This is a genomic window from Luteibacter sp. 621, assembly GCF_050435445.1.
Lineage (GTDB): Bacteria > Pseudomonadota > Gammaproteobacteria > Xanthomonadales > Rhodanobacteraceae > Luteibacter.
In genome coordinates this window covers 1-22134 of sequence record NZ_JBNDKI010000002.1, presented here as the reverse complement: position 1 = coordinate 22134, position 22134 = coordinate 1, and the positions used below count along the sequence as shown (strand labels likewise).

Annotated in this window: 16 protein-coding genes; 13 read left to right on the top strand and 3 right to left on the bottom strand. The window is 66.1% G+C overall.

Features of this window, described 5'->3' with window-relative positions:
* Positions 1-46 precede the first annotated feature (46 nt).
* Positions 47-472, bottom strand: a complete 426-nt coding sequence (locus ABIE56_RS02380) for an OsmC family protein (protein WP_429242240.1) — start codon at positions 470-472, stop codon at positions 47-49.
* Positions 473-598: 126 nt separating this feature from the next.
* Between ABIE56_RS02380 and ABIE56_RS02375 the strand changes: the two genes are divergently transcribed.
* The 4 genes from ABIE56_RS02375 to ABIE56_RS02360 all read left to right on the top strand — a co-directional run bounded on the left by ABIE56_RS02375 (position 599) and on the right by ABIE56_RS02360 (position 7992).
* On the top strand, positions 599-889 hold the full coding sequence (locus ABIE56_RS02375) for a GNAT family N-acetyltransferase (RefSeq protein WP_429242239.1): 291 nt from the start codon (positions 599-601) through the stop codon (positions 887-889).
* A 177-nt stretch (positions 890-1066) separates the two neighbouring features.
* Positions 1067-3121 carry a S9 family peptidase gene (locus ABIE56_RS02370; protein ID WP_429242238.1) on the top strand — a complete coding sequence of 685 codons (2055 nt, stop codon included), beginning with the start codon at positions 1067-1069 and terminating at the stop codon, positions 3119-3121.
* A 247-nt stretch (positions 3122-3368) separates the two neighbouring features.
* Positions 3369-4913 (top strand): putative bifunctional diguanylate cyclase/phosphodiesterase, encoded by a 1545-nt coding sequence (locus tag ABIE56_RS02365; protein WP_429242237.1) that lies wholly within the window; start codon positions 3369-3371, stop codon positions 4911-4913.
* A complete protein-coding gene (locus ABIE56_RS02360) occupies positions 4903-7992 on the top strand; it encodes a ligand-binding sensor domain-containing protein (RefSeq protein WP_429242236.1) in 3090 nt (1029 codons plus the stop codon). Before ABIE56_RS02365 ends, ABIE56_RS02360 begins: the two co-directional genes overlap by 11 nt.
* A 715-nt stretch (positions 7993-8707) precedes the next feature.
* Here ABIE56_RS02360 and ABIE56_RS02355 read toward each other — a convergent pair.
* Positions 8708-9190 (bottom strand): YajQ family cyclic di-GMP-binding protein, encoded by a 483-nt coding sequence (locus tag ABIE56_RS02355; protein WP_429242235.1) that lies wholly within the window; start codon positions 9188-9190, stop codon positions 8708-8710.
* A gap of 89 nt (positions 9191-9279) precedes the next feature.
* Between ABIE56_RS02355 and ABIE56_RS02350 the strand changes: the two genes are divergently transcribed.
* The 4 genes from ABIE56_RS02350 to ABIE56_RS02335 all read left to right on the top strand — a co-directional run bounded on the left by ABIE56_RS02350 (position 9280) and on the right by ABIE56_RS02335 (position 12654).
* Complete coding sequence (locus ABIE56_RS02350) at positions 9280-10455, top strand: NAD(P)/FAD-dependent oxidoreductase (protein ID WP_429242234.1); 1176 nt, start codon at positions 9280-9282, stop codon at positions 10453-10455.
* 15 nt (positions 10456-10470) lie between these two features.
* On the top strand, positions 10471-11355 hold the full coding sequence (locus ABIE56_RS02345; RefSeq protein ID WP_429242233.1) for an NAD(P)-dependent oxidoreductase: 885 nt from the start codon (positions 10471-10473) through the stop codon (positions 11353-11355).
* Between the two features lie 100 nt (positions 11356-11455).
* Positions 11456-11737: a hypothetical protein gene (locus ABIE56_RS02340; RefSeq protein WP_429242232.1), complete on the top strand. Its 282-nt coding sequence runs from the start codon at positions 11456-11458 to the stop codon at positions 11735-11737.
* Positions 11738-11799: 62 nt separating this feature from the next.
* The gene (locus ABIE56_RS02335; protein WP_429242231.1) at positions 11800-12654 is read left to right on the top strand and encodes a dimethylarginine dimethylaminohydrolase family protein; all 855 of its coding nucleotides are present in this window, start codon (positions 11800-11802) and stop codon (positions 12652-12654) included.
* Positions 12655-12658: 4 nt separating this feature from the next.
* Here the strand turns inward: ABIE56_RS02335 and ABIE56_RS02330 are convergent, their stop codons facing one another.
* Entirely contained in the window at positions 12659-13534 is an 876-nt protein-coding gene (locus ABIE56_RS02330) for a PhzF family phenazine biosynthesis protein (RefSeq protein ID WP_429242230.1), read from the bottom strand.
* Between the two features lie 132 nt (positions 13535-13666).
* Between ABIE56_RS02330 and ABIE56_RS02325 the strand changes: the two genes are divergently transcribed.
* The 5 genes from ABIE56_RS02325 (at position 13667) to ABIE56_RS02305 (ending at position 21933) form a co-directional block, all read left to right on the top strand.
* Positions 13667-14275: a rhomboid family intramembrane serine protease gene (locus tag ABIE56_RS02325; protein WP_429242229.1), complete on the top strand. Its 609-nt coding sequence runs from the start codon at positions 13667-13669 to the stop codon at positions 14273-14275.
* A 163-nt stretch (positions 14276-14438) separates the two neighbouring features.
* Positions 14439-15359: a hypothetical protein gene (locus ABIE56_RS02320; RefSeq protein WP_429242228.1), complete on the top strand. Its 921-nt coding sequence runs from the start codon at positions 14439-14441 to the stop codon at positions 15357-15359.
* Between the two features lie 108 nt (positions 15360-15467).
* On the top strand, positions 15468-16064 hold the full coding sequence (locus tag ABIE56_RS02315; RefSeq protein ID WP_429242227.1) for a hypothetical protein: 597 nt from the start codon (positions 15468-15470) through the stop codon (positions 16062-16064).
* An 82-nt stretch (positions 16065-16146) separates the two neighbouring features.
* Positions 16147-18474: a DNA internalization-related competence protein ComEC/Rec2 gene (locus ABIE56_RS02310; RefSeq protein WP_429242226.1), complete on the top strand. Its 2328-nt coding sequence runs from the start codon at positions 16147-16149 to the stop codon at positions 18472-18474.
* Positions 18475-18576: 102 nt separating this feature from the next.
* A complete protein-coding gene (locus ABIE56_RS02305) occupies positions 18577-21933 on the top strand; it encodes a GH92 family glycosyl hydrolase (RefSeq protein WP_429242225.1) in 3357 nt (1118 codons plus the stop codon).
* The last annotated feature ends 201 nt before the right edge of the window (positions 21934-22134 follow it).

The window sequence follows — 22134 nt, the reverse complement described above, 5'->3', positions numbered from 1 at the left end:
CTTGCTGCCGGAAGCGCCGCCGGGCGAACCCGGCAGCGCGGGCAGTTTACGCCTCCAGCGTGGCGTCCATCGTGATCTCGGCTTTCAGGACCTTGGAGACCGGGCAGCCTTCCTTCGCCTGTTTGGCGATCTCGGCGAACGTCGCCTGGTCGGTGCCGGGGATCTTGGCCTTGGTCGTCAGGTGCACCTTGGTGATGCTGAAGCCTTCGCCATCCTTGGCCAGGGTCACGTCGGCACGGGTTTCGATCCGGTCGGCCGTGAGGTGGTTGTTACCCAGCATGAGCGACAGCGCCATGGTGAAGCACGCGGCGTGCGCGGCGCCCAGCAGTTCCTCCGGGTTACTGCCCGGGCCATCCTCGAAACGCGATGCGAAGCCGTACGGTGCATCCTTGAGTACCCCGGTCTGGCTCGAGATAAGTCCCTGGCCTTCCTTGATGTTGCCTGTCCAGACTGCCTTGCCCCATTTCTGCATGGTGGTTCTCCGGTGGGTGATGGATTGTGTACGTGAAGGCGCGCATGCTCTGCACTCGGTGACCTTAGCGCCCGGTCCATCGACAGAATGCGAAACGGCGCTGCTGCTGGCTTGGAGAGAACGACGATGAGTGCGAACCCGAAACCGCTGGAAATTACCCACGACCGGGTCAATACGGTGTTTTTGGTGAACGTGGATGGCAGTGAGTGTGAACTCGACTACCGTCTGGACGGCAAGACCATGACCATCACCCACACGGGCGTGCCCGAGCCGGTGGCCGGTCGCGGCATCGCCAACCTGCTTACCCGCAAGGCGGTGGAGGTGGCGGCCCACAACGGCTGGAAGGTGCACCCGGCATGTTCTTACGCTGTGCGCTGGTTCGAGCGGAACACGGAGTTCAAGAACCTCCTGGTCTGACCAGCCCGGCCTGGCACCCGCCCTTCTAGGAGCGCGCTTGCGCGCGATCTGGGGTTACGGCGCGCACCCATCGCGCGCAAGCGCGCTCCTACAGCAACGGGCAGGACGACCGGCAGTTCGGTCGGGCCCGGGAGGTGTGCTAGGTTTCACGGCTCCTGAACATCCTGAGCCAAACCGATGCGTACAACCTGGATCGCCGCCGCCGTCGCGCTTGCCTGTGTCACTGCCGCACAGGCCGAACCCGCCCCGAAAGCTGACGATCCGCGCATCGCCGCCATCCTGGAGAACCTGGGCAAGGTCCGCACCGTCGAATCGGTGGCGCTCTCGCCCGATGGCAAGCACCTGGCCTGGGCGGTGAAGACCGATGGCAAGCCGGTGCTGCAGGTGGCCGATGCCGATGGCCGCAACGCGCGCCGCGTGACCGCCGCGAAGGGCTGCAGCGAAACCAGCGTCGCCTGGGCGCCCGATTCGAAGCACCTGGCCTTCCTCTCCGATTGTGCCGGCAAGACCGCGGGCGTGGAGGAGGGCAAGCAGAACGATATCCAGGTGGTCGACACTACCACCAAGGCACCACCGCAGCGCCTGACCCACCTCACCGGCTACGTCAGCGGCCTGGAGTGGTCGGCCGATGGCAAGCAGCTCGCCTTCCTTTACGTGCCGAACGCGACCCGCCGCGCCAGCGCCACCGCGGCGGCCAAGCCGCAGCTGGGCGAGATCGGCGTAGAAGGCCTCGAAGTGCAGCAGGTGGCGACGGTCGATGCGAAGGGCGGTGCTGTACGCGTGCTCACGCCGGCCGGCCTGCATGTCTACGAATACGCGCTTTCCGCCGATGCGAAGCAGCTGGCCTACGTGGCCGCCGAGCCGCCGGGCGACAACAACTGGTGGGTGGCCGAGCTTTACGTCCAACCGGCCAGCGCTGGCGCGAAAGGCAATGTCATCCTTGATACGAACAAGCTGCAGGGCGCGCTGAAGGACTTGCAGGTCGCGGTGCCGCGCTTCTCCCCGGATGGTTCGCGCATTGCCTTCATCGGCGGCCTGATGAGTGACCAGGGCTCCACCGGCGGCGATATCTGGACCGTGCCGGTGGCCGGCGGCGCGCCGACCGACATCACCCCAGGCACCCACACGACGCCGGTGTGGCTGTCGTGGAGCGGCAACGACCAGCTCATTGTGTCCGAGCAGGTGGCCGGTGCCAGCCGCGTGTCCAGCTATGCCGTGCCGGCCGAGGGTGCCGCCACGCCGACCACCTTGTTCGACCTGCCCATGTCGATGGGCGATGGCCGCCTTTCCATGTCGCTTTCGCTGAGCCAGGACAACAGCCACGCGGCGTTCATCGCCAGCTCGTTCGATAAGCCGTACGAGGTGCACGTAGCCGACCTTGCGGCCAAGGCCGCCCCGGTCGCCGTGACCTCGTTCAACGCGGGGCTGAAGCCGTCGTGGGGCAAGGCCGAATCCATCACCTGGAAAAACGAAGGCAACGACGTGCAGGGCTGGCTGCTGTACCCGGCCAACTACGACCCGGCCAAGCGCTACGGCATGATCGTATCGATCCACGGCGGCCCGGCCGCGGCGGTGCTCCCGCGCTGGCCCGGCAGCGGCTACGGCGCCGCACCGTTGTCGGCCCTGGGCTACTTCGTGTTCATGCCCAACCCGCGCGGCAGCTATGGCCAGGGCGAAGCCTTCGTGCAGGCCAACCGCAAGGATTTCGGCTATGGCGACCTGCGCGATGTGCTGGCCGGTGTCGATACGATCGAGAAGAACCACCCGGTGGATGACAAGCGCCTGGGCCTGACCGGCTGGAGCTATGGCGGCTTCATGACCATGTTCGGCGTGACCCAGACCAACCGCTTCAAGGCGGCCGTGGCGGGCGCCGGCATCTCCAACTGGCAGAGCTATTACGGCCAGAACCTGATCGACCAGTGGATGAAGCCGTATTTCGGCGCCTCGGTGTATGACGATCCGGGCGTTTACGGCAAGAGTTCCGCCATCAACTACATCAAGAACGTGAAAACCCCCACCCTGGTGGTGGTGGGCGAACGCGATGCCGAGACCCCGGCCCCGCAGTCGTTCGAGTTCTGGCACGCCCTGCGCGCCCAGGGCGTGCCGACCTCGCTGGTGGTTTATCCCGGCGAAGGCCACGGTTTTGCCCGGGATGCCAGCCGCCGCGACGTGCTGGCGCGGGCGCTGGCCTGGTTCGATACCTACCTGGCGCCGCCCGCCAAGGGCCGCTGACCGGTACGGGACGAACGGCACGGATTGCGTTTTTTCGCCGAGACAGCATCATGCGTACCGGACCCGCCGATCTCACGACATGTGAAGACGGCGGGATGCGGTATCGCAGGGGCATTAAAGTTGGGAGCGCCCATGGCCGATAAGACACGGATGAGTCGTACCGCGTCCGGGCTATCCCCAGGCTCCTCGGCGAGGTCACAATGTTTGGTTGGTCCCAGCGCCTGGCAATGCCGGGCCGGAGCGAGGCGTGCTGACAATTAGCGTCGAAAACGGCATGCACCATGCCGTCTCGAACTGCGCACGCTGGCCCTTCACGGGGTCGGGCGGGGCTGGCTGTTCCGGATTCAGCACCAGCGGCGCCGGTTTTGGCTGGCTGGTGACCCTGGTCGTGGTCTGCGCGGTCGCTTCGCTGGTGATCGGCATGCTCGTGGCCCAGCGCCGCAAGTTGAACGCCCGGCTGAAGGATCCGCGTGAGGAGGCCCGCCGGGCCCTGCAGTTCCACGCTTACCACGACACCCTGACCGGGCTGCCCAACCGTGCGTTTCTCATGCATGAGCTGGAAGAGGCCCTGAAAGAGCCGCGCGATAGCATGCTGGCCGTCATGTTTATCGACCTGGATGGCTTCAAATCGATCAACGACACCCTGGGCCACGAGGCGGGCGATACCTTCCTGAGGGCCGTCGCCACGTCCCTGCGCAGCAGCGTGCGCGAGCGCGATACCGTGTCGCGCTTCGGCGGCGATGAGTTCGTCGTGGTGGTGAAGTCCTACGGTGGCATGGAGAACCTGGTGCGGGTGTGCCGCAAGGTGCTCGACCTGGTCTCGCAGCCGGTCAGTGTCGCAGGCCAGCTCGTCGCCGTGAGCCCCAGCATCGGTATCGCCATTGCCCCGCAGGATGGCCGCGAGGCCGGGGCGCTCATCCGCAATGCGGATGCCGCCATGTACGCGGTGAAGGAGACCGGCAAGGCCGATTTCCGCTTTTATGAAGAGGGCATGCTCGAGGCCGCCCGCGAGCGCCTGGCGCTCACCGTCGAGCTGCGCGAAGCCCTGCAGCGTGGCGAGCTGAACGTGGAATACCAGCCCAAGCGCAACCTGCGCGACGGCACGCTCGCCGGGGTGGAGGCGCTCGCCCGCTGGCACCACCCGGTGCGCGGCGATGTCCCGCCCTCAGTCTTCGTGGCGGTGGCCGAGCGCTCGGGGCTAATCCATGCGCTGGGCGAGTACGTGCTGCGCGCCGTGCTGGCGCAGGTGCAGCTTTGGGATACCGCCGATCGCCACGTCGATTACGTGGCAATCAACCTTTCCATGCACGAGTTGAGCCGGCCGGCCTTCGTCGAAACGCTGCATCGTGTCGTCCGCTCGTTCGGCGTGGACCCGACGCGCATCCGTTTCGAGCTGACCGAATCCACGGCCATGCGCGAGCCGGAGGAAACCCTGCGCCAGCTGGTGAAGCTGCGCTCGCACGGGTTCGATCTGCTGATCGACGATTTCGGCGCGGGTTACTGGAACCTCAGCCACCTGCGCGAACTGCCGGTGGGCACCATCAAGATCGACCAGAGCTTCGTGCGTGGTAGCGATTCAAACCTGGCCGACCGCGAGATTACCGAGGCGATTGTCAGCCTTGCCAAGAAACTGAACATGCGGACCATTGCCGAGGGCGTGGAAACCGAAGCGCAGGCCGATTGGCTGCGCGGCCTGGGCTGCGATGTCGGCCAGGGCTATTTCTTCGCACGCCCCATGACGGCTGACGCATTCAGCCGTTACCTCGACCCTTCGATGGCTTATGCAGGCTGAGCGTCCGCACCGGCCCTTCCGCTTCCTGCTGTTGCGCGCCCTGCTGGCTTTGTTTGTCACCTCTGTGTTGTGCATCGGCGGTGTCGCCGCGCAGGTGGCGCCCAAGGTAGGCGTTGATCCGTGGGCGGCCTACGAAACGGCGTGGTTCGATTCGGTGGGCGTGGCCGATGGGTTGCCGCACTCGACTACCACGGCCATCGTGCAGGACAAGGCCGGGGTCATCTGGATCGGTACGTTCGGAGGCCTGGCGCGGTACGACGGGTACCGCATGCAGGTGTTCGGCCAGGAGCCGGATTCCTACGGTGGCGCGGTACTTCCCGATGCATATGTGCGTGCGCTGATGCCGCTGGACGATGGCGGCCTGCTGGTGGGCACTAATGCCGGCGGGCTGTTGCGCTTCGATCCGAAGACCGTGCGCTTTCACCTGTACCCGGTGGGGAAGGGTGGCACCGCCAACGGCAAGATCTTCGCGATCGCACGCTCGCGCGATCCGGATGTGTTCTGGATCGCCACCGAAGGCGGCCTCGATAAGCTCCAGCTCTCCACCGGTGTGATCACGCGCGTCTCGGGGCAGCCGGGGGATGATCCCTCCATGGTGCCGCGCACGTTCGCCGTGAGTGAGGACCGTGCCGGCAACCTCTGGCTTGGCCTCGATAATGGCGTGTTCGTCCGCAAGCCGGGTGGCCATTTCGAGCGCGTGGTGTCGACTGATCCCGAGATCGATCCGATCCTGCACGACCAGGTCTGGGCGCTTTACCAGGACAGCCAGTCGCGCATGTGGATCGGCACCGGCCAATCGGGTGCGGTGTACGTGACGGCCGACTGGCATGCCCATTCGGTGCCGGGTTATTCGGGCAAGGGCGGCGTGGCGCGGCGGCGCACGATCCGCGCATTCCGTGAAACGCCCGAACACGTGCTGTGGGCAGCGACCGATGGCGCGGGCGTCGTCACCTACGATTTCAACACCGGGCAGCTGCGTGGGCTTTCGCACGACGCGGCGATGGCCTCGTCGCTACCGGGCGATATCACCCGCGATATTTTCCAGGACCGCACGGGAAATATCTGGGTCGCGACCGAGCTCGGCGCGGCGCATTACGATCCGAACGGCCGCAAGGTCTTCTCGGTACTGCCTTCGCCGCTGCAATCGCACACGTTGTCGAACGCGAACGTGCATTCCGTTTTCGTCGATCCACGCGGGCGCATCTGGCTTGGCCTGGGCATGGGCCGCATCGACGTGCTGGACCTGGCCACGGGCGGCATGCGCCACCTGCAGTTGGGCGGTGAACAGGCCGAACGCGATGTACAGGCGTTCGTCGTGGCACCGGATGGTTCGATCTGGGCGGGTGCGCAGGGTGTGTCGCGCATCGACCCGAACAGCTTTGCGCTGCAGAGCTCCATGATCCCGTCGCTCGACGGCCGGCTCATCCTTTCCATGCAGCGCGATGGTAACGATCTGCTCATCGGCACGTATGATGGGTTGTTCCGCTACAACACCGTGTCGCGCGAGCTGCGCCAGATGCGTCACGACGACAAGGACCCGCACAGCCTGGTCGGTGACCAGGTACGGCACATCGTGCGGATGGCGCACTCGTGGTGGTTCGCCACCATCAGCGGTATCAGCATCGCGTATGACGGTGAACCGGGCTTCGTGAACATCCGCCATGAGCCGGCGGATCCGAAGAGCCTGCCGCAGGATTACACCGGCTCGATGGCGTTCGATTCGCACCACCGGCTGTGGCTCGGTACGTTCGGCGGTATTGCGTACCTGGATGATTTCCAGGAGCGCGGCCCGTTCCGCTTCGGCCTGATCGGTGCCCGCGAGGGCCTGGTGAACACCAAGATCAACGCGCTGCTGGTCGATCACGATGATCGCGTGTGGGCATCCATGGCCAACGGCGTGGCGATGGTGGATGCCGCGAGCCATCGGGTGTTCGACCTGGGTATTCGCGACGGCTTGCGCATCCCGAGCTATATCCACCGCGCTGCCGCGGAAGCGCCGGGCGGCGAACTGATGTTCGGTGGCCTGGGCGGCCTGACGGTGATTCGCCCCTATTGGGTGGCGCCCGAAGTTGCGACGCCGCGCCTGGCGGTGACGCACATTGCGATGAACGATAAATCCGTGCCGCTGGCGTCGTTGCCGGCCGAGGGTGGCCGGATCAAGCTGGATGGCGATGGCCGCAACCTGCGCGTGGACTTCGCGCTGCTCGATTTCCGCGCACCGCAGGAGACCCATTACGCGTACCGCATGGATGAGGCGGATTCGGCGTGGAATGAAGTGGCACGTGGCATCCCGCCCAGCGCCATCTATACGAACCTGGCCAGCGGCACGTACACGCTGCGCCTGCGGGCGACGATGCGCGGGCTGGATGCGCGCACGATCGAGACGTCGGTGCGGGTGGAAGTGGTGCCGCGCTGGTATGAGAGCCCGTGGACGCTGTTGCTGGGCGTGGCAGTGGCGGTGGCGATGTTCTTTGGCCTGGTGTATTTGCGCACGCTGTTCCTGCGCCGCCGGGCGGAGCTATTGCAGGCGCAGGTGGAGGCGCGCACACGCGACCTTAAGGCGGCGAACGAGCGCCTGGATCACCTGGCGGGTACGGATGAGCTGACCGGTTCGTTGAACCGTCGCCGGTTCCTGGAGCAGGCGGAGCGGGTGCGCCAGGGCGCGGCGACGGATGGTATTCCGTTCAGCATGGTGTTGCTGGATATCGACGACTTCAAGACGGTGAACGATACGTTCGGGCACCTGGCGGGAGATACGGTGATCCGGGAGACGATGCGGGTGATTTCGTCGATGTGCCGTGCGGATGACCTGGCGGGGCGTTTTGGCGGCGAGGAGTTCATCCTGTGTTTGCCGGGGGCGCTGGCGGAGCATGCGCTGGATATTACGGAGCGGGTGCGCCATGCGTTGGCATCGCAGGTGATCGTGCACGGGGATTACCGTATCCGGATTACGGTGAGTGCGGGCGTGGCGATGTGGCGCGCACCGGAGTCGCTGAATTCGCTGCTTGGCCGCGCGGATGAGGCGCTGTACGAGGCGAAGAACGACGGGCGTAACCGTAGCCGTATTGCTGGGCTTTAAGCGGTTCATTCGCTTTGCGAATGCGTGTAACCAGCGGCTTGCGCCGCCTTGTTCTGGTGGTGTTGAGGGCAAGAGCCGTCGGTGCCCACCCTCGCTGCTCAGACAGGTCTCCAGCGTTCGATAAGGATGCCGCTCCGCGGCCGTGTACTTATTTGGCCTACGGCCGCGAACCGGGTGCCGTGAGGGGCTTTTCGACGAGACGTCCTGTCTCGTCAAAAAGGAACGGCCCTCCATGGCCGTCCCCCTGCGGGCTATTCCCTCCCGTCACCCTCGCCTCCGAAACTCGCCTCGAGGGTGGGCACCGACGGCTCTTTTCATCACTGAGGTTGCGTGCCGGCGAGCTCGTCGCTCACACGCCCGGCCCTGTAGGAGCGCGCCTGCGCACGGCCACGCAGCGTAGCGCTGGCGCTATATCGCCTCACTCGGCAGCGGCCGTACACGTCGTCGCCACCTGCGCCGGACTCGCCGTCACCAATGGCCCCATCACCAGCCTGCAGGTCAGCGCGGCAGCGGTAAAGACGGTCTTCACCAGGAAGGCGCACGTCGATCGCAAACAACGCCGCGGCTCTCCCATCCATCAACTCTGAGCAGCGAGGGTGGGCCCCGACGGCTCTTCGCCTCAAGCCCTAACGAGCGAGGCGGCGAACGCCGCTGGTCACATGCATTCGCGAAAGCGAATGAACCGATCAGCTTGCGCGAGGCCGAAGGCGAGCCCTTAGTCGCGGAAGTTTTCGAACTGCAGCGGCAGTTCGAAATCGGACTTGCGGAGCAGGGCGATCGCGTCCTGCAGGTCATCGCGCTTCTTGCCGGTGACCTTCACCTTCTCGCCATTGATCTGGCCTTCCACCTTCAGCTTCGCTTCCTTGATCTTCGCAATGATCTTCTTCGCGACCGGCTGCTCAATACCCTGCTTCACCGTCACCTTCTGGCGCGCCTCCGCCAGGTTCGTCTCCACCTTGCCCACATCCAGCGCCCGCAGGTCGATCTGCCGGGCCGCCAGGCGCGCACGCAAAATATCGTGCATCTGCTTGATCTGGAATTCGTTCTCCGCCTTCTGCGTGATCACGTTTTCCTCCAGCTCGAACTTCGCCCCCGTCCCCTTAAGGTCAAAACGGTTCGAAACCTCACGGTTCGCCTGGTCCACCGCATTGCTCAATTCGTGCTTGTCGACTTCCGAAACGATGTCAAAAGAAGGCATGGGGAAAAATCCTCGCTAGGGGTTACAGCCGACAAGTTTACGCGACCCGGCTACCATATGCGTTTGCACCACCAGGCAGGCCCCCACCCATGGAATACGATGCCATCATCATCGGCGCAGGCGCCGCCGGGCTGATGACCGCCATCGTCGCTGGCCAGCGCGGCCGGCGGGTGCTCGTGGTCGATCACGCCAACAAGGCCGGCAAAAAGATCCTCATGTCCGGCGGCGGGCGCTGCAATTTCACCAATACCAACACCACGCCTGCCAATTTCCTCAGCCGCAACCCGCATTTCTGCAAATCGGCCCTGGCCCGGTATACCCCCTGGCACTTCATCGACATGGTCGAGAAGCACCGGATCAAGTACCACGAAAAAAGCCCCGGCCAGCTGTTTTGCGACGAATCCTCCAAGCTCATCGTGCGCATGCTGCTCGATGAATGCGCCGCCGCGGGCGTGCGCGTGGAGCTGAACACGGCGGTGCAGCGGATGAAGGCGGCCGAGGGCGGGTTCGGTTGCGATACGCCCCTGGGCCACGTGCGCGCGCCGTCGCTGGTCATCGCCACGGGCGGTCTTTCCATCCCCAGCCTGGGGGCCAGCGGCTTCGGCTACGACGTCGCAAAGCAGTTCGGTCACTCGGTATTGCCCGTGCGGGCCGGCCTGGTGCCGCTCACCCTGAGCGGTAAGCACCAGGAACGCTACGATGGCCTGGCAGGCGTGGCATTGCCCATCGAGGCTCGGGCCAATGGCGCCACCTTCCGTGACGCCATGCTGTTCACTCATCGCGGCATCAGTGGCCCCGCCATCCTGCAGATCTCGTCGTATTGGGAGCCCGGGGTGGATCTGCGGCTGGATCTGTTGCCCGGTACGGATGGCTACGAGGCCTTGCGCGCTGGCCGCGAGGAGCGCCCGGCGGCCGAGTTCCGCACGGTGCTCTCTGGCCTGCTGCCGCGCCGCCTGGCCGAACGGCTGTGCGAGGTATGGATCCCCAGCAAGCCCATGCGCCAGTACCGTGACGCCGAATTGAAGGACATTGCGGCACAGTTGCAGGATTGGCCGCTGGTCGCCAGCGGCACGGAAGGCTACCGCACGGCCGAAGTCACCCTGGGGGGTGTCGATACCGATGAGGTCTCGTCCGCCACCCTCATGTCCAAACGCCAGCCGGGCCTGTACTTCGTCGGCGAAGTGCTCGATGTCACGGGCCACCTCGGCGGCTACAACTTCCAGTGGGCCTGGGCGTCCGGCCACGCCGCCGGCCAGGCCCTCTAAACAGGAGCATTCGCAATGCGTATCGGTTTTATCGGGCTGGGCAGCATGGGCGCGGGCATGGCCGCGAACCTGATCAAGGGTGGCCACGAGGTAGTGGTGTGGAACCGCAGTGCCGACGCGGCCAAACCCTTGGCAGAGCAGGGCGCCAGTGTAGCCGCCACGCCCGCGGAAGCGGCGAAGGGCGCGGAGGTCGTCCACAACATGTTGGCCAACGATGCGGCCGTGCGTGACGTGATCCTGGGTAGCGGCGGGGTGCTGGAGGCGCTCGCGCGCGGCGCCGTGCACGTCAACCACGCCACCATCTCGGTGGCGCTGGCGCAGGAGCTCGCTGACAGCCACGAGGCTCGTGGCGTCGGCTTCGTCTCCGCCCCGGTGTTCGGACGCCCGGCCGTGGCCGCTGCTGGCGAGCTGAACATGGTGGCTTCCGGCAAGCCCGAGGCCATCGCGAAGGTGCAGCCGCTGCTCGAGCTGCTGGCGGCGAAGGTGTGGCCCATGGGCGATGATCCGATCCGCGCCGCCGTGGTGAAGATCGGTGGCAACTTCCTGATCGGTGCAGCGATCGAGAGCATGGCCGAGGCTAGTGCGCTGACCCGTTCCTATGGCGTGGAGGCGAAGGATTTCCTCGACGTCATGCAGGGCACCCTGTTCTCCGCCCCGGTGTACAAGATCTACGGCGGCATGATCGCCGAGAACCGCTACGAGCCAGTCGGGTTCAAGCTCAGCCTGGGCTTCAAGGATGTGGGCCTGGCCCGCGCCGCGGCCGAGGCCAGGCGCGTGCCCATGCCCGTCGCGAGCGTGCTGCACGATGCCCTGCTGGAATCACTGGGCCGTGGCGATGGCGATATCGACTGGGCCGGCCTGGCCCGCGTGGCGGCCGCCCGGGCCAACCTGAAGGATTGAAGCGTTAGAGCGTTTTTACGCACGTCTTCACAATCGCTAGGCCGCCGGGTTGGCGACAATCAGGCGGCACGATGTTGTGCGGCTTCCCAGGCGAGAAAACATGACTGCAAGCTGGAAAACGGTGTACGAGGGCCAGCACGAGGGCCGGGCGGTGACCGTACGCGAGTCGAACGACGGTACCTTCAAGGTGCTGACCAAGCAGACCGTCCACGATGAGGGTATTGCTTACCAGGACGGCCCGCGATTCGTCCACGTGTCACCCGCCAGTGTCGGCGAGCAAGTGGAGAGCGAGGTGAACTCGCGCGATTCGCTGGAGGAAGCCCTGAAGGAACTGCATTTCTCGTCGAAGTCGGTCACGGACATCCTGCACGGCCTGGCTTGACGGGTCACCGCGCCGTTCTGCCATGATGGGGGCTCGTTCCCCCGTCAAGGCGCACGGCTTCCATGGCAGAAACGACCCCGACCTTCGAGCGCACGGTGCCTCGCATCCTGATGTGCGCCCCCACGTATTTCGAGGTCAGCTACGTCATCAATCCCTGGATGACCGGCCATGTGCACGACACCACCAGCGAGCGCTCCGAGCGCCAGTGGGATGCGCTGCGTGAGACGGTGCAGCGCCACGCCGATGTGGTGATCCAGCCGCCCGCCGCCGGGCAGCCCGATATGGTGTTCGCGGCCAATGCCGGCCTGGTGTTCGGCAACACCTTCGTGCCCAGCCGCTTCCGCTATGACGAGCGCAAGGGCGAGGAGCCGCACAACCACGCATTCTTCGCCCGCCACGGCTTCGATATCGTGGAACTGCCCGAAGGCATCTTCTTCGAAGGCGCCGGCGATGCCCTGTTCGATCGCGGCACCCACCGCCGCCTGTGGATGGGCCATGGCCACCGTTCCGACCTGGATGCCGCGCCGACGCTGGCCCGCCTGCTGGATGTCGAGGTCTTGCCACTGAAGCTGGCCGATCCGCGCTTCTATCACCTGGATACGTGCTTCTGCCCGCTGGCTAATGGCTACCTGCTGTACTTCCCGGCCGCGTTCGATGCGGCATCGCTTGCGCTTATCGAACGGCATGTGCCGCCCTCCGAGCGGATCATCGTGCATGAGCACGATGCCGTGGAGTTCGCCTGCAATGCGGTGAATGTTGGCCGGGTGGTTATCCTGAACCGGGCCAGCGCGAACCTGCGCTCGCGGCTGGAGGGCGCCGGTTTCATGGTCATCGAGGTGGCCCTCGATGAGTACATGAAATCCGGTGGAGCGGCGAAGTGCCTCACCCTGCGCCTGGATGAGGCGGTGGGCGCGTAACCGGTCAGGCGTCGCGCCAGTCCACGTTGCCATCGATGATGGTGTTGGTGCGGCCGCCGACCCAGACGTGCTCACCTTCGATGCGAATGATGATCCGCGCATCGTGGCCTACTTCGCGGCCCTGGCTGACGACATAACCCTTGGCCAGGGCCCCGCTGGTGTCATGCGTGGCGACGTAAGCGGCAATCAGGCCGTTGGCGGCGCCCGAGGCGGGATCTTCAACGATGCCGACGCCGGCCGGGAAGGCGCGGACGGCCAGGCCTTCATGGGTGCGTGCAAAGATGCACAGGCCCAGCGTATCGGTGGCCAGCGCCAGGGCGCGGATGGCCGCGTGGTCCGGGCGCCAGCCGCGTAGCGCCGCTTCATCGGCGAACTCGGCTACCCACCAGCGGCGGCCACCTTCCACGCACGCCGGCTTGAGCGGGCCCAGGGCCACGCCATAGAGCACGCTAGAAAGGCATTCACCGCCGCGCGAGGCATCGCCGACGACGCGCGCCCTGGGCGATTGCACGAACAATTCGCGGTCGGCGCCGGTACCTTCCACCAGGATGGGAAGCACGCCGGCGCCGCATTCCTGCCACACCACGCCCGCCGCATCCGGGGTGATCAGGCCCGCATCCAACGCGGCGTGTGCGCTGCCGATGGTGGGGTGGCCGGCGAAGGGAATTTCCTTACTGGGCGTGAAGATACGCGCGCGGTAGTCGGCGCCTTCGGCACGCGCCGGGAGCAGGAAGGTGGTCTCGACCAGGTTGGTCCAATGGGCGAAACGCTGCATGCGTTCGTCCGACCAGCCCTGGGCATCGATCACCACGCCAAGGGGGTTGCCACCGCCATGGCGGGCGGCGAAGACATCGAGCTGCTTGTATCGGATGGAGGACATCGGCAGGGGTGGGGCAGGGGGGGGGAAGTCGTGAATGATAGCCCCCATCGGGGGCGCGGCGGGGTTCACAATGCCGCGCGATGCCGCCAAGATGCGCGCTGGTTAGCCGTTTCCAGGACGCAGTCGTCACGCATGATCACCACGATCCTCATTATCCTCGTGACCTGTGTGGTCTCGTTCATCGCATTACAGAACCGTCGCCTCATGGATGACCTGGTACTGTGGCCGCCGGCCATCAACCGCAGCCGCGAGTATTACCGCCTGGTGAGTTACGGCCTGGTCCACGCGGATTTCGGCCATCTGTTCTTCAACATGCTCACCCTGTTCTTCTTCGGCCGGGTGATGGAGCAGCTGTACACCGCCTCGATGGGCCCGCTGGGCTTCGTCACCTTCTACATCGGCGCGCTGCTGTTTTCGATCCTGCCGACCTACATGAAGAACCGTAAGAACGCCGGCTATACGAGCCTGGGCGCTTCGGGTGCAGTGTCAGCTGTGCTGTTTGCCTACGTGTTGATCGCCCCCTGGTCGAAGATCCTGGTATTCATCATCCCCATGCCTGCGATCCTCTACGCCATCCTGTTCGTGGTGTATTCGATTTACATGGACCGCCGTGGCGGCGATAACGTGAACCATGGCGCTCACCTGTGGGGCGCGGCATACGGCGTGTTGTTCACCATCATCCTGCGCCCGGATGTGATCTCGCATTTCCTCAACGTGATCTCCCAGCCCGGCGCTTTCTGATTCGGAACTGAACTTTTCCGACAAATTGATGTGACTTCCGTCGACATGTGTTAGATCATCCGACTACCGGATCCTTTTGATCGCATTGATCGTCCGGCATGCACGCGGGTTTCCCCGCTGGGGGACGGTTCGCGTCGGCTACTACCGCAGGAGGAGTGAGCGCATGGCAACCACCCGTAAGTCTGCCGCGAAGAAGTCCACGGCGAAGAAATCGGCAACGAAGAAGTCCGCTGTAAAGAAAGCCTCGGTCAAAAAAGCAGCTGCCACGAAGAAAACCGCACGCAAGGTCGCACGCCCGGCCGCGAAGAAGGCAGTGAAGAAGGCCCCGGCACGCAAGGCCGCGGCGAAGAAGGCCGTCAAGAAGACGGCGCCGCGTAAGGCGGCGGCGAAGAAGGCACCGGCCCGGAAAACCGCGGTGAAGAAAGCGACCGCGAAGAAAGCGGCGCCGAAGCGTGGCGCGGCACCGGCACGCACCGCGAAAAAGGCCGCCGCTCGCAAGGCGGCGCCGAAGACCGCAGCGCGCAAGGCAGCCGCAAAGAAGGTGTCGGTCGGCTCCCGGCCGAAGACCGCAGGCCGCAAGGCCGCTGCGAAGAAGGTAGCGGTCGGTACCGCGCCGAAGACAGCCAGCCGCAAGACCGCAGCAAAGAAGGTTTCCGTGGGCGCCACACCGAAGACCGCAAGCCGTAAGGCCGCCGCGGGTAAGGTTGCCGCCGTTAAGTCGGCGCCCAGGAAGGCGCCAGTAAAGGCGCCGGTGAAGAAGGCCGCCGCGCCTGTCGCGACGCCGCCGAAAGCAGCCCGCACCGCACCGCGTCCGCGCCCTGCACCAAAGGCCAAGCCGGCGGAACCGGCGAACGAGCCGGTGCAGCACATCACCCAGGAAGAGGCGGTAGCGCACATCCAGGCGCTGCTTGAAGCCAAGAAGGAGCGCGATCGGCAGCCGCCGCCGTGGCCCGCGGGCGACCGCAATGGCAACCCGGGTGCGCAGCCCGGTAACGAGACGGCCGCGCCCAAGGTGCCATCGCCGGAAGCCAGTTATTCCAACAGCGCGCACGAGCGTGGCGATCAGCAGAAGAACAAGGGCTGATCCGCGTCGCCTGAACGAAGGGAAAGGGCCGCTTTCGCGGCCCTTTCTTTTTTAGCGCGCGTTCAACGAATGCGGCGCAGTGTGGGAATCACACACGCCGAGGCACTTATGCGCCGACTCTCGCTTTCCCTGCTGGCATTACCGGTGTGCCTTGCGCTCACCGGGTGTTACTACGACCCCGGTTACGGGTACGTGCGTAACGGCACGGGTGCGGATGCGTATTACGGAACGCAAACCACGACCACGGTGGTGGGCGGCGGGGTGGGCTATTACGACGGCCCTGATTACGGTTACTACGGTTATGGCGGCTGCTGTTACGGCGGTACCACGGTGATTTACCGCGATGCGTACGGCCGGCGCTATGACGGCGATCGTTACGGCCATGGCCGTCCACCGCCGGGTGGCTGGAACAACCGCCCTGGCCGGGGCGACGGTGATGGCCATGGTCGTCCGCCGCCGCCGGGGGGCTGGGGCTCGCGTGGCGATGATCACCGTCCACCGCCAGGTGGCTGGCGCAACGGTGATCGCTCGCCCCCGCCGGGAGGTTGGCGGAACGGGGACCGACCGCAGTCACCGCCCGGCGGGTGGCGCGGCAACCGGCCTTCACCCCCCTCGAACGTGGGTAGTGGCCAACGGCCACCACAAGGCTCACCCGGCCGCGGTGATCGCGGTGATCGCGGCGGTTCGCGTGGCAGGAGCGATTGACCTGACATGGTTTAGCGCCCTGCGCTGACACGGCGCGTAGGGCCATTGCCTGCGTGTTGCCGCCTACGCTGGCTATCTCCCCATGCCATCGCAGGCCGTCGTGTCGTTTCGCGCGCCCCCCTTCACGTTATGCACGTTCGCCCTCGCCGCGCTCGCGGGCTGCGCCGTCGTGCAGGTGTTTCCCGCGCTGCCTTCCGTGCCGGTCCTGTGTGCCGTGGCCGTGCTGGCGCTGCTGGTCCTTGCGGTACGGCGCGCCGCGGCGCTTCGCCTGCCTGCGGTTATGCTCGTGTTCGCCTGCTGGGCAGCACTGCACGCCACGCAGCGCATGGCCAACCGCCTGGAGCCCGGGCTGGAAGGTAGCGATCTCGTCATCACGGGTCGCATTGCCGATCTGCCCCGGCGCCGCGGTGGTGATATCGCATTCCTGTTCCAGCCCATGCCGCGCGCGGGCGAGGCGCACATCGCCGGGCCGCTGCGCCTCACGTGGTACCGCGCGAACCAGTCACCGGCGCCCTGTGAGTATTGGCGCCTCACCGTGCGCCTGCGCAGGCCTCGCGGCGTCGTCAATCCTGGTGGCAGCGATGCCGAGCGCAGCGCGCTCACGGCGGGTATCGTCGCCACTGGCTATGTGCGTGCTTCGCCGCTGAATGCCCGCGTCGCCCACGGACGTTGTATCGATGGCTGGCGTGATGCCATCGGCAAGCGGTTGGATGGCGTACTGGGTGTTCGCGATGCGCGGGTACTCAAGGCGCTGGCCGTGGGCGATACGCGTGGGCTCGACGCGGCGGACTGGGATGTGGCGCGCTCGACCGGTACCTCGCACCTCATCGCCATTTCAGGCTTCCACGTGGGTGTCGCCGCAGGCGGTGGTGTTCTGTTCGCACGCGGCTTGTATTTCCTGGCGCCGTGGCTGGCTACCCGGGTTCCGCGGCGGATCACCCAGGCCCTGCTGGGCCTGGGCGTCGCCTTTACCTATGGCTTGCTGGCGGGCATGGGATTACCCACGGTGCGCGCGCTGCTCATGGTCGCCGTCCTCGTCGTCGCGGCGGTGGTACGGCGTCGGGCGGGTGGTCTTGCGCTGCTGGCCTTTGCCTTGGTCGCCGTACTCGCCGTGGATCCGTTGGCGGTACTTTCGCCGGGGTTCTGGCTGTCGTTCGCGGGCGTCGCCTTTCTCATGGCATGCGTGGCGCCGGCGGGAAACGGCTGGCGCGCCCACCTGGTATCCATGCTGCGCACGCAGGCCGTGATGAGCGTGGCCTTGCTACCCATGTCGTTGTGGTTGTTCGGGAGCGCGTCGCTGGTTTCGTTCGCGGCAAACCTCCTGGCGGCGCCCCTGGTGAGTTTCGCGGTCATCCCGCTCACCCTGGCCGGCTGTGCGGGGCTGGCGTTCGGCGCCGTGGCGTCGCCCTTGCTGCATGCGGCCTCCGCCGTCATGCACGGGCTCTGGCGCGTACTCGTGTCGATGGCCGCGTGGCCCGGCGCACACGTGGTGGTGCCGGCGTCGGGACCATGGGCTGTCGTATTCGCCACGGTCGCCGCAGCGTGGGTATTTGCACCACGCGGCGTACCGTTGCGGGGCTTCGCGGCGCTGTGCTTCCTGCCACTACTGGTGCCGCTGCGCGACTCAACGGCGCATGGTGCGTTTCGCGCATGGGTGCTCGATGTCGGCCAGGGGCTGGCGGTGATCGTGCGCACGCGAACGCACACGCTGGTGTACGACGCGGGCCCCGAGTTCGCCGCTGGCCACGATGCGGGAGCTGGCATCGTCCTGCCCGCGATTACCGCGCTGGGCATCGGTCCCGTCGATACGCTGGTGGTGAGCCACGGTGACAATGACCACGCCGGCGGCGCGCGGTCGGTGCAACGCCGTTACGCCAACGCGCGCGCGCTTGCTGGTGAGCCGGGCCGGCTGCACTTTCCCGCCGAGCCGTGTGCCGGTACGGCGCCCTGGGAGTGGGATGGCGTCCGCTTTCACTTCCTGGCCGTGCCGGCTCCGCCGAAGGGAAAGGTCAAGGCGAACGAGCGCTCCTGCGTGCTCTCGGTGGAGGGTGCCGGCGGTCGGTTGCTGCTGACGGGGGATATCGGCGCGTCGTCAGAAGCACGCATGGCCGTCGAGGAGCTGAGCTCCGCGGTGCCGACCATCACGACGATCGCCCACCACGGCAGTCGCCACTCATCCTCCGCGGCCTGGCTGCGCAAGGTGCGGCCGCGTGTGGCGGTGGCGTCCTCGGGGTGGCGCAACCGCTTTGGCCATCCGCACCCGCTGGTCGTGGACCGGCACGCCGCGATCGGGTCGCAGGTGTATGACACGGCGCGCAGCGGCGCAGTCCGCATCGATGTGCCTAAGGCAGGTGCGCCAAGCGTTATGCGCGAATGGCGGCGGCCGGCGGATCGCTACTGGAGGGAATAGCGACAGGCATCACAGCGGGGTTCCATGTGTTGCACTGCGGTTTGACATTCGCGATTTAGAACGATTTAAATGCGCGATCCATAAAACTTAGGGGAACAGCGCGTGGTCGAAACGAAGCTGGGATGGAGCAGGGCGGCGCTTGCCCTCGCAATCGCATCGTTGGTGGTGCCGGCAGGTGTGCTGGCGGCCACGCCGGGGTTCCACAGCTCGTTCGAGGCCGGTGATCCCGCGCTCTCCGCCGCGGCGTTTGGCGGGCTGGACGTCCAGATCGCCGGCGGCCCGCCGAAGGACGTGGTGCTTACGGCCAAGCCGGATGTCGGCTTCACCGGTACCCACTCGCTGCATTACGCCGGCACCTCCACCGGTTCGCCGCTCACGGCGCGCCTGTTTGCCACGAGCGTCCCGGTGGCCGACGACACGGTACTTTCCTGGCTGGTATTCCCGCGTTCCAACAAGGATGACCTGGCCAATCCGGCCAACTACGTCAGCGTGGACGTGGTGTTCGATGACGGCTCGAAGCTTTCGGCCACCGGCGCCCGTGACCAGCACCGCGTGCCGGCGACGGCCAAGGGCCAGGGCGAAGGCCGCGTGCTTTACCCGGACCAGTGGAACTATGTAAGCGTCGATCTTGGCGCGGTAGCGAAGGGCCGCAAGGTCAAATCGATCGAACTGGCGGCCGATGCACCGGCTGGCAAGGCATTCGAAGGCTGGGTGGACGATATCCGCATCGCCGCCCAGCCGACGTTCCAGAGCAGCCATCCGACCGACTACGTGGATACCCGTCGCGGTTCCAACGCCAACGCGAATTTTTCGCGTGGCAATAACTTCCCGGCCGTGGCCATGCCCCACGGGTTCAATTTCTGGACGCCGGTCACCAACTCGGGCTCCAACTGGCTGTACCAGTACCAGGACCGTAACGGCGACGATAACCGTCCGCGCATCGAGGCCTTCCAGCTTTCACACGAGCCCAGCCCGTGGATGGGTGAGCGCCAGACCTTCCAGGTCATGCCGGCCCAGGCCGAAAGCGGTGCGCCGGCGCTGAAGCGCGAAACGCGTGCGCTGTCGTTTACCCACGATGAAGAAACCGCGCACCCCGATTACTACGGTGTGCATTTCGATAACGGCATCCGCACCGAAATCACCCCGACCGACCATGCCGCTCTGTTCCGCTTCACGTTCACCGGTAAGCGTGCGCAGCTGGTGTTTGATAACCTCAACGACAAGGCGTCGGTGACGCTGGATCCGGCAGGCCGCAGCATCCAGGGCTGGTCGGACGTGAAGAGTGGCCTCTCCACCGGTGCCACCCGCATGTTCTTCTACGCCGAGTTCGACAAGCCGGTCGCCGAAAGCGGCCGCCTGGCCGGTGAAAAGCGCGACGCCGCCTCGGCATGGTTCGGCTTCGATACGGCGAAGAAGGGCGGCAAGCAGGTGACGATGCGCATCGCCACCTCGCTGATCAGCGTGGAACAGGCGAAGGCCAACCTGGGCCAGGAAGTCGCGGCGAACGATACGTTCGACAGCGTGCGCGAACGCGCCCGCAAGGCATGGGACGATCGTCTTGGCCGCTTCCAGGTGGAAGGCGCCAGCCGCGATGAGCGCACCATCCTGTATTCGAACCTGTACCGCCTGTTCCTGTACCCGAACCAGGCCTACGAGAACACCGGCACGAAGGATGCGCCGAAGTGGCAGTACGCCAGCCCGTTCTCCGCCGCCACGGGTGAGAACACCGATACCCACACCGGCGCGCGCATCGTGGATGGCAAGCCGTACGTGAATAACGGCCTGTGGGATACCTACCGCACGGCGTGGCCGGCGTACGCGCTGTTCACCCCGACCGAAGCCGGGCAGATGATCGATGGCTTCGTACAGCAGTACCGCGACGGCGGCTGGATCGCGCGCTGGACCTCGCCAGGCTATGCCGACCTGATGGTGGGCACCAGCTCCGACGTGGCGTTCGCCGATGCGTGGCTGAAGGGCGTGCGCAATTTCGATGTGGCCAACTTCTACCTGTCGGCCATCCGCAACGCCTCCACGGTGAGCACCGATGTGAAGGGCGCGGGCCGCAAGGGCATCGAGCGCTCGTTGTTCAACGGCTATACCGATGACAACGTGAAGGAAGGCCTGTCGTGGTCGACGGCCGGCTATATCAACGATTTCGGTATTGCCAACCTGGCCGACGCGCTTGCGAAGGACAGCGCCAACGGCGGTGCCTACAAGAACTATGCCGACGACGCGCAGTGGTATCGCGCCCGCGCCGTGGGCTACGCAAACCTGTTTGAGCCGGAAGTTGGTTTCTTCGTGGCCCGCGATCCGGCCGGCAAGTGGCGCTGGACCGCGAAGGACTTCAGCCCGATCCGCTGGGGCGGCGACTACACCGAGACCAACGCCTGGAACATGGCGTTCGATGCGCCGCAGGACGGTGCCGGCCTGGCTGGGCTTTATGGCGGCCGCGAGGGGCTGGGTGCGAAGCTGGATGCGTTCTTCAGCGCACCTGGCAACTACGACGTGGGCGACTACGGCGGCGAGATCCACGAAATGCTCGAGGCCCGCGACGTGCGCATGGGCCAGTACGGCCACTCGAACCAGCCGTCGCACCACATCATCTGGATGTACGACGAAGCAGGCCAGCCCTGGAAGACCCAGGACAAGCTGCGCGATGCCATGTCACGCCTGTACGTCGGCAGCGAGATCGGCCAGGGTTATCCGGGCGATGAAGACAACGGCGAGATGTCGGCGTGGTGGATCTTCGGTGCGGCAGGCTTCTACCCGTTGCGCATGGGTACCCCGGAATACGTGATCGGCGCGCCGTACTTCCCGCACATGAGCATCAAGCTCGAGAACGGGGCCACGCTGGATATCCGCGCACCGGGCGTCAGTGATACGAACCGCTTTGTCCAGTCGCTGAAGGTGAACGGACAGCCGTGGAACAAGCTGACCCTGCCGCACGATCTGCTGGCGAAGGGCGCGACGCTGGAGTTCACCATGGGTTCGGCGCCGTCGAACTGGGGTACCGGGGCCGATGCGCTCCCGGCATCGATCACGGCCGAGGGCGCGAAGCCGTCGCCGCTGCACGATGTGCTCCAGGCGGCCGACCTCACCTTGGATGGCAAGAAGGCTGCCTCGCTGGCGGCGGCGGTCGATAACGATTCCTCGACCGAGCTGGCGCTGCCCACCGGCAAGGCCGTGATCGTGGATCGCCTGGCCAAGCCGGCCAACGTGTCCATGTACACGATCAGCTCCGGTGCCGCGGCCGCCGTGCCGACCGCCTGGAAGCTGGAGGGCTCCACCGACGGCAAGCACTGGCAGGTGTTGGATGCCCGCCAGGGCGAAAGCTTCCCGTGGCACCGCCAGACCCGAGCGTTCGCGATCGCCAAGCCGGGTGCCTACGCTCATTACCGTCTCACGCTCGATGGCACCGGCCCCGCGGCCGTGGCCGAACTGGAACTGCTGGCCCGCTAAGGCCAGCCGCACCACGGGGCGTTCCACACGCCCGTACCTGTAGGAGCGGGGGGGGGGGGGGGGGGGGGGGGGGGGCGCGCCCCCCCCCCCCCCCCCCCCGCGCCGCCCCCGCGCCGGGGGGGGGGGGGGGCGGGGGGTGGGGGGGGGGCGCCGCGGGGGGGGCCCAGGCGGAGCCCCAAACAGACCCCCCCACCCACAAGC

Excerpts from the sequence above, each read along its gene's own strand:
- ABIE56_RS02335 (WP_429242231.1), top strand. The coding sequence starts at position 11,800 with ATGGCAGAAACGACCCCGACCTTCGAGCGCACGGTGCCTCGCATCCTG.
- ABIE56_RS02360 (WP_429242236.1), top strand. The coding sequence starts at position 4,903 with ATGCAGGCTGAGCGTCCGCACCGGCCCTTCCGCTTCCTGCTGTTGCGC.
- ABIE56_RS02325 (WP_429242229.1), top strand. The coding sequence starts at position 13,667 with ATGATCACCACGATCCTCATTATCCTCGTGACCTGTGTGGTCTCGTTC.
- ABIE56_RS02340 (WP_429242232.1), top strand. The coding sequence starts at position 11,456 with ATGACTGCAAGCTGGAAAACGGTGTACGAGGGCCAGCACGAGGGCCGG.
- ABIE56_RS02330 (WP_429242230.1), bottom strand. The coding sequence starts at position 13,534 with ATGTCCTCCATCCGATACAAGCAGCTCGATGTCTTCGCCGCCCGCCAT.
- ABIE56_RS02345 (WP_429242233.1), top strand. The coding sequence starts at position 10,471 with ATGCGTATCGGTTTTATCGGGCTGGGCAGCATGGGCGCGGGCATGGCC.
- ABIE56_RS02355 (WP_429242235.1), bottom strand. The coding sequence starts at position 9,190 with ATGCCTTCTTTTGACATCGTTTCGGAAGTCGACAAGCACGAATTGAGC.
- ABIE56_RS02380 (WP_429242240.1), bottom strand. The coding sequence starts at position 472 with ATGCAGAAATGGGGCAAGGCAGTCTGGACAGGCAACATCAAGGAAGGC.
- ABIE56_RS02350 (WP_429242234.1), top strand. The coding sequence starts at position 9,280 with ATGGAATACGATGCCATCATCATCGGCGCAGGCGCCGCCGGGCTGATG.
- ABIE56_RS02375 (WP_429242239.1), top strand. The coding sequence starts at position 599 with ATGAGTGCGAACCCGAAACCGCTGGAAATTACCCACGACCGGGTCAAT.
- ABIE56_RS02320 (WP_429242228.1), top strand. The coding sequence starts at position 14,439 with ATGGCAACCACCCGTAAGTCTGCCGCGAAGAAGTCCACGGCGAAGAAA.
- ABIE56_RS02310 (WP_429242226.1), top strand. The coding sequence starts at position 16,147 with ATGCCATCGCAGGCCGTCGTGTCGTTTCGCGCGCCCCCCTTCACGTTA.
- ABIE56_RS02370 (WP_429242238.1), top strand. The coding sequence starts at position 1,067 with ATGCGTACAACCTGGATCGCCGCCGCCGTCGCGCTTGCCTGTGTCACT.
- ABIE56_RS02315 (WP_429242227.1), top strand. The coding sequence starts at position 15,468 with ATGCGCCGACTCTCGCTTTCCCTGCTGGCATTACCGGTGTGCCTTGCG.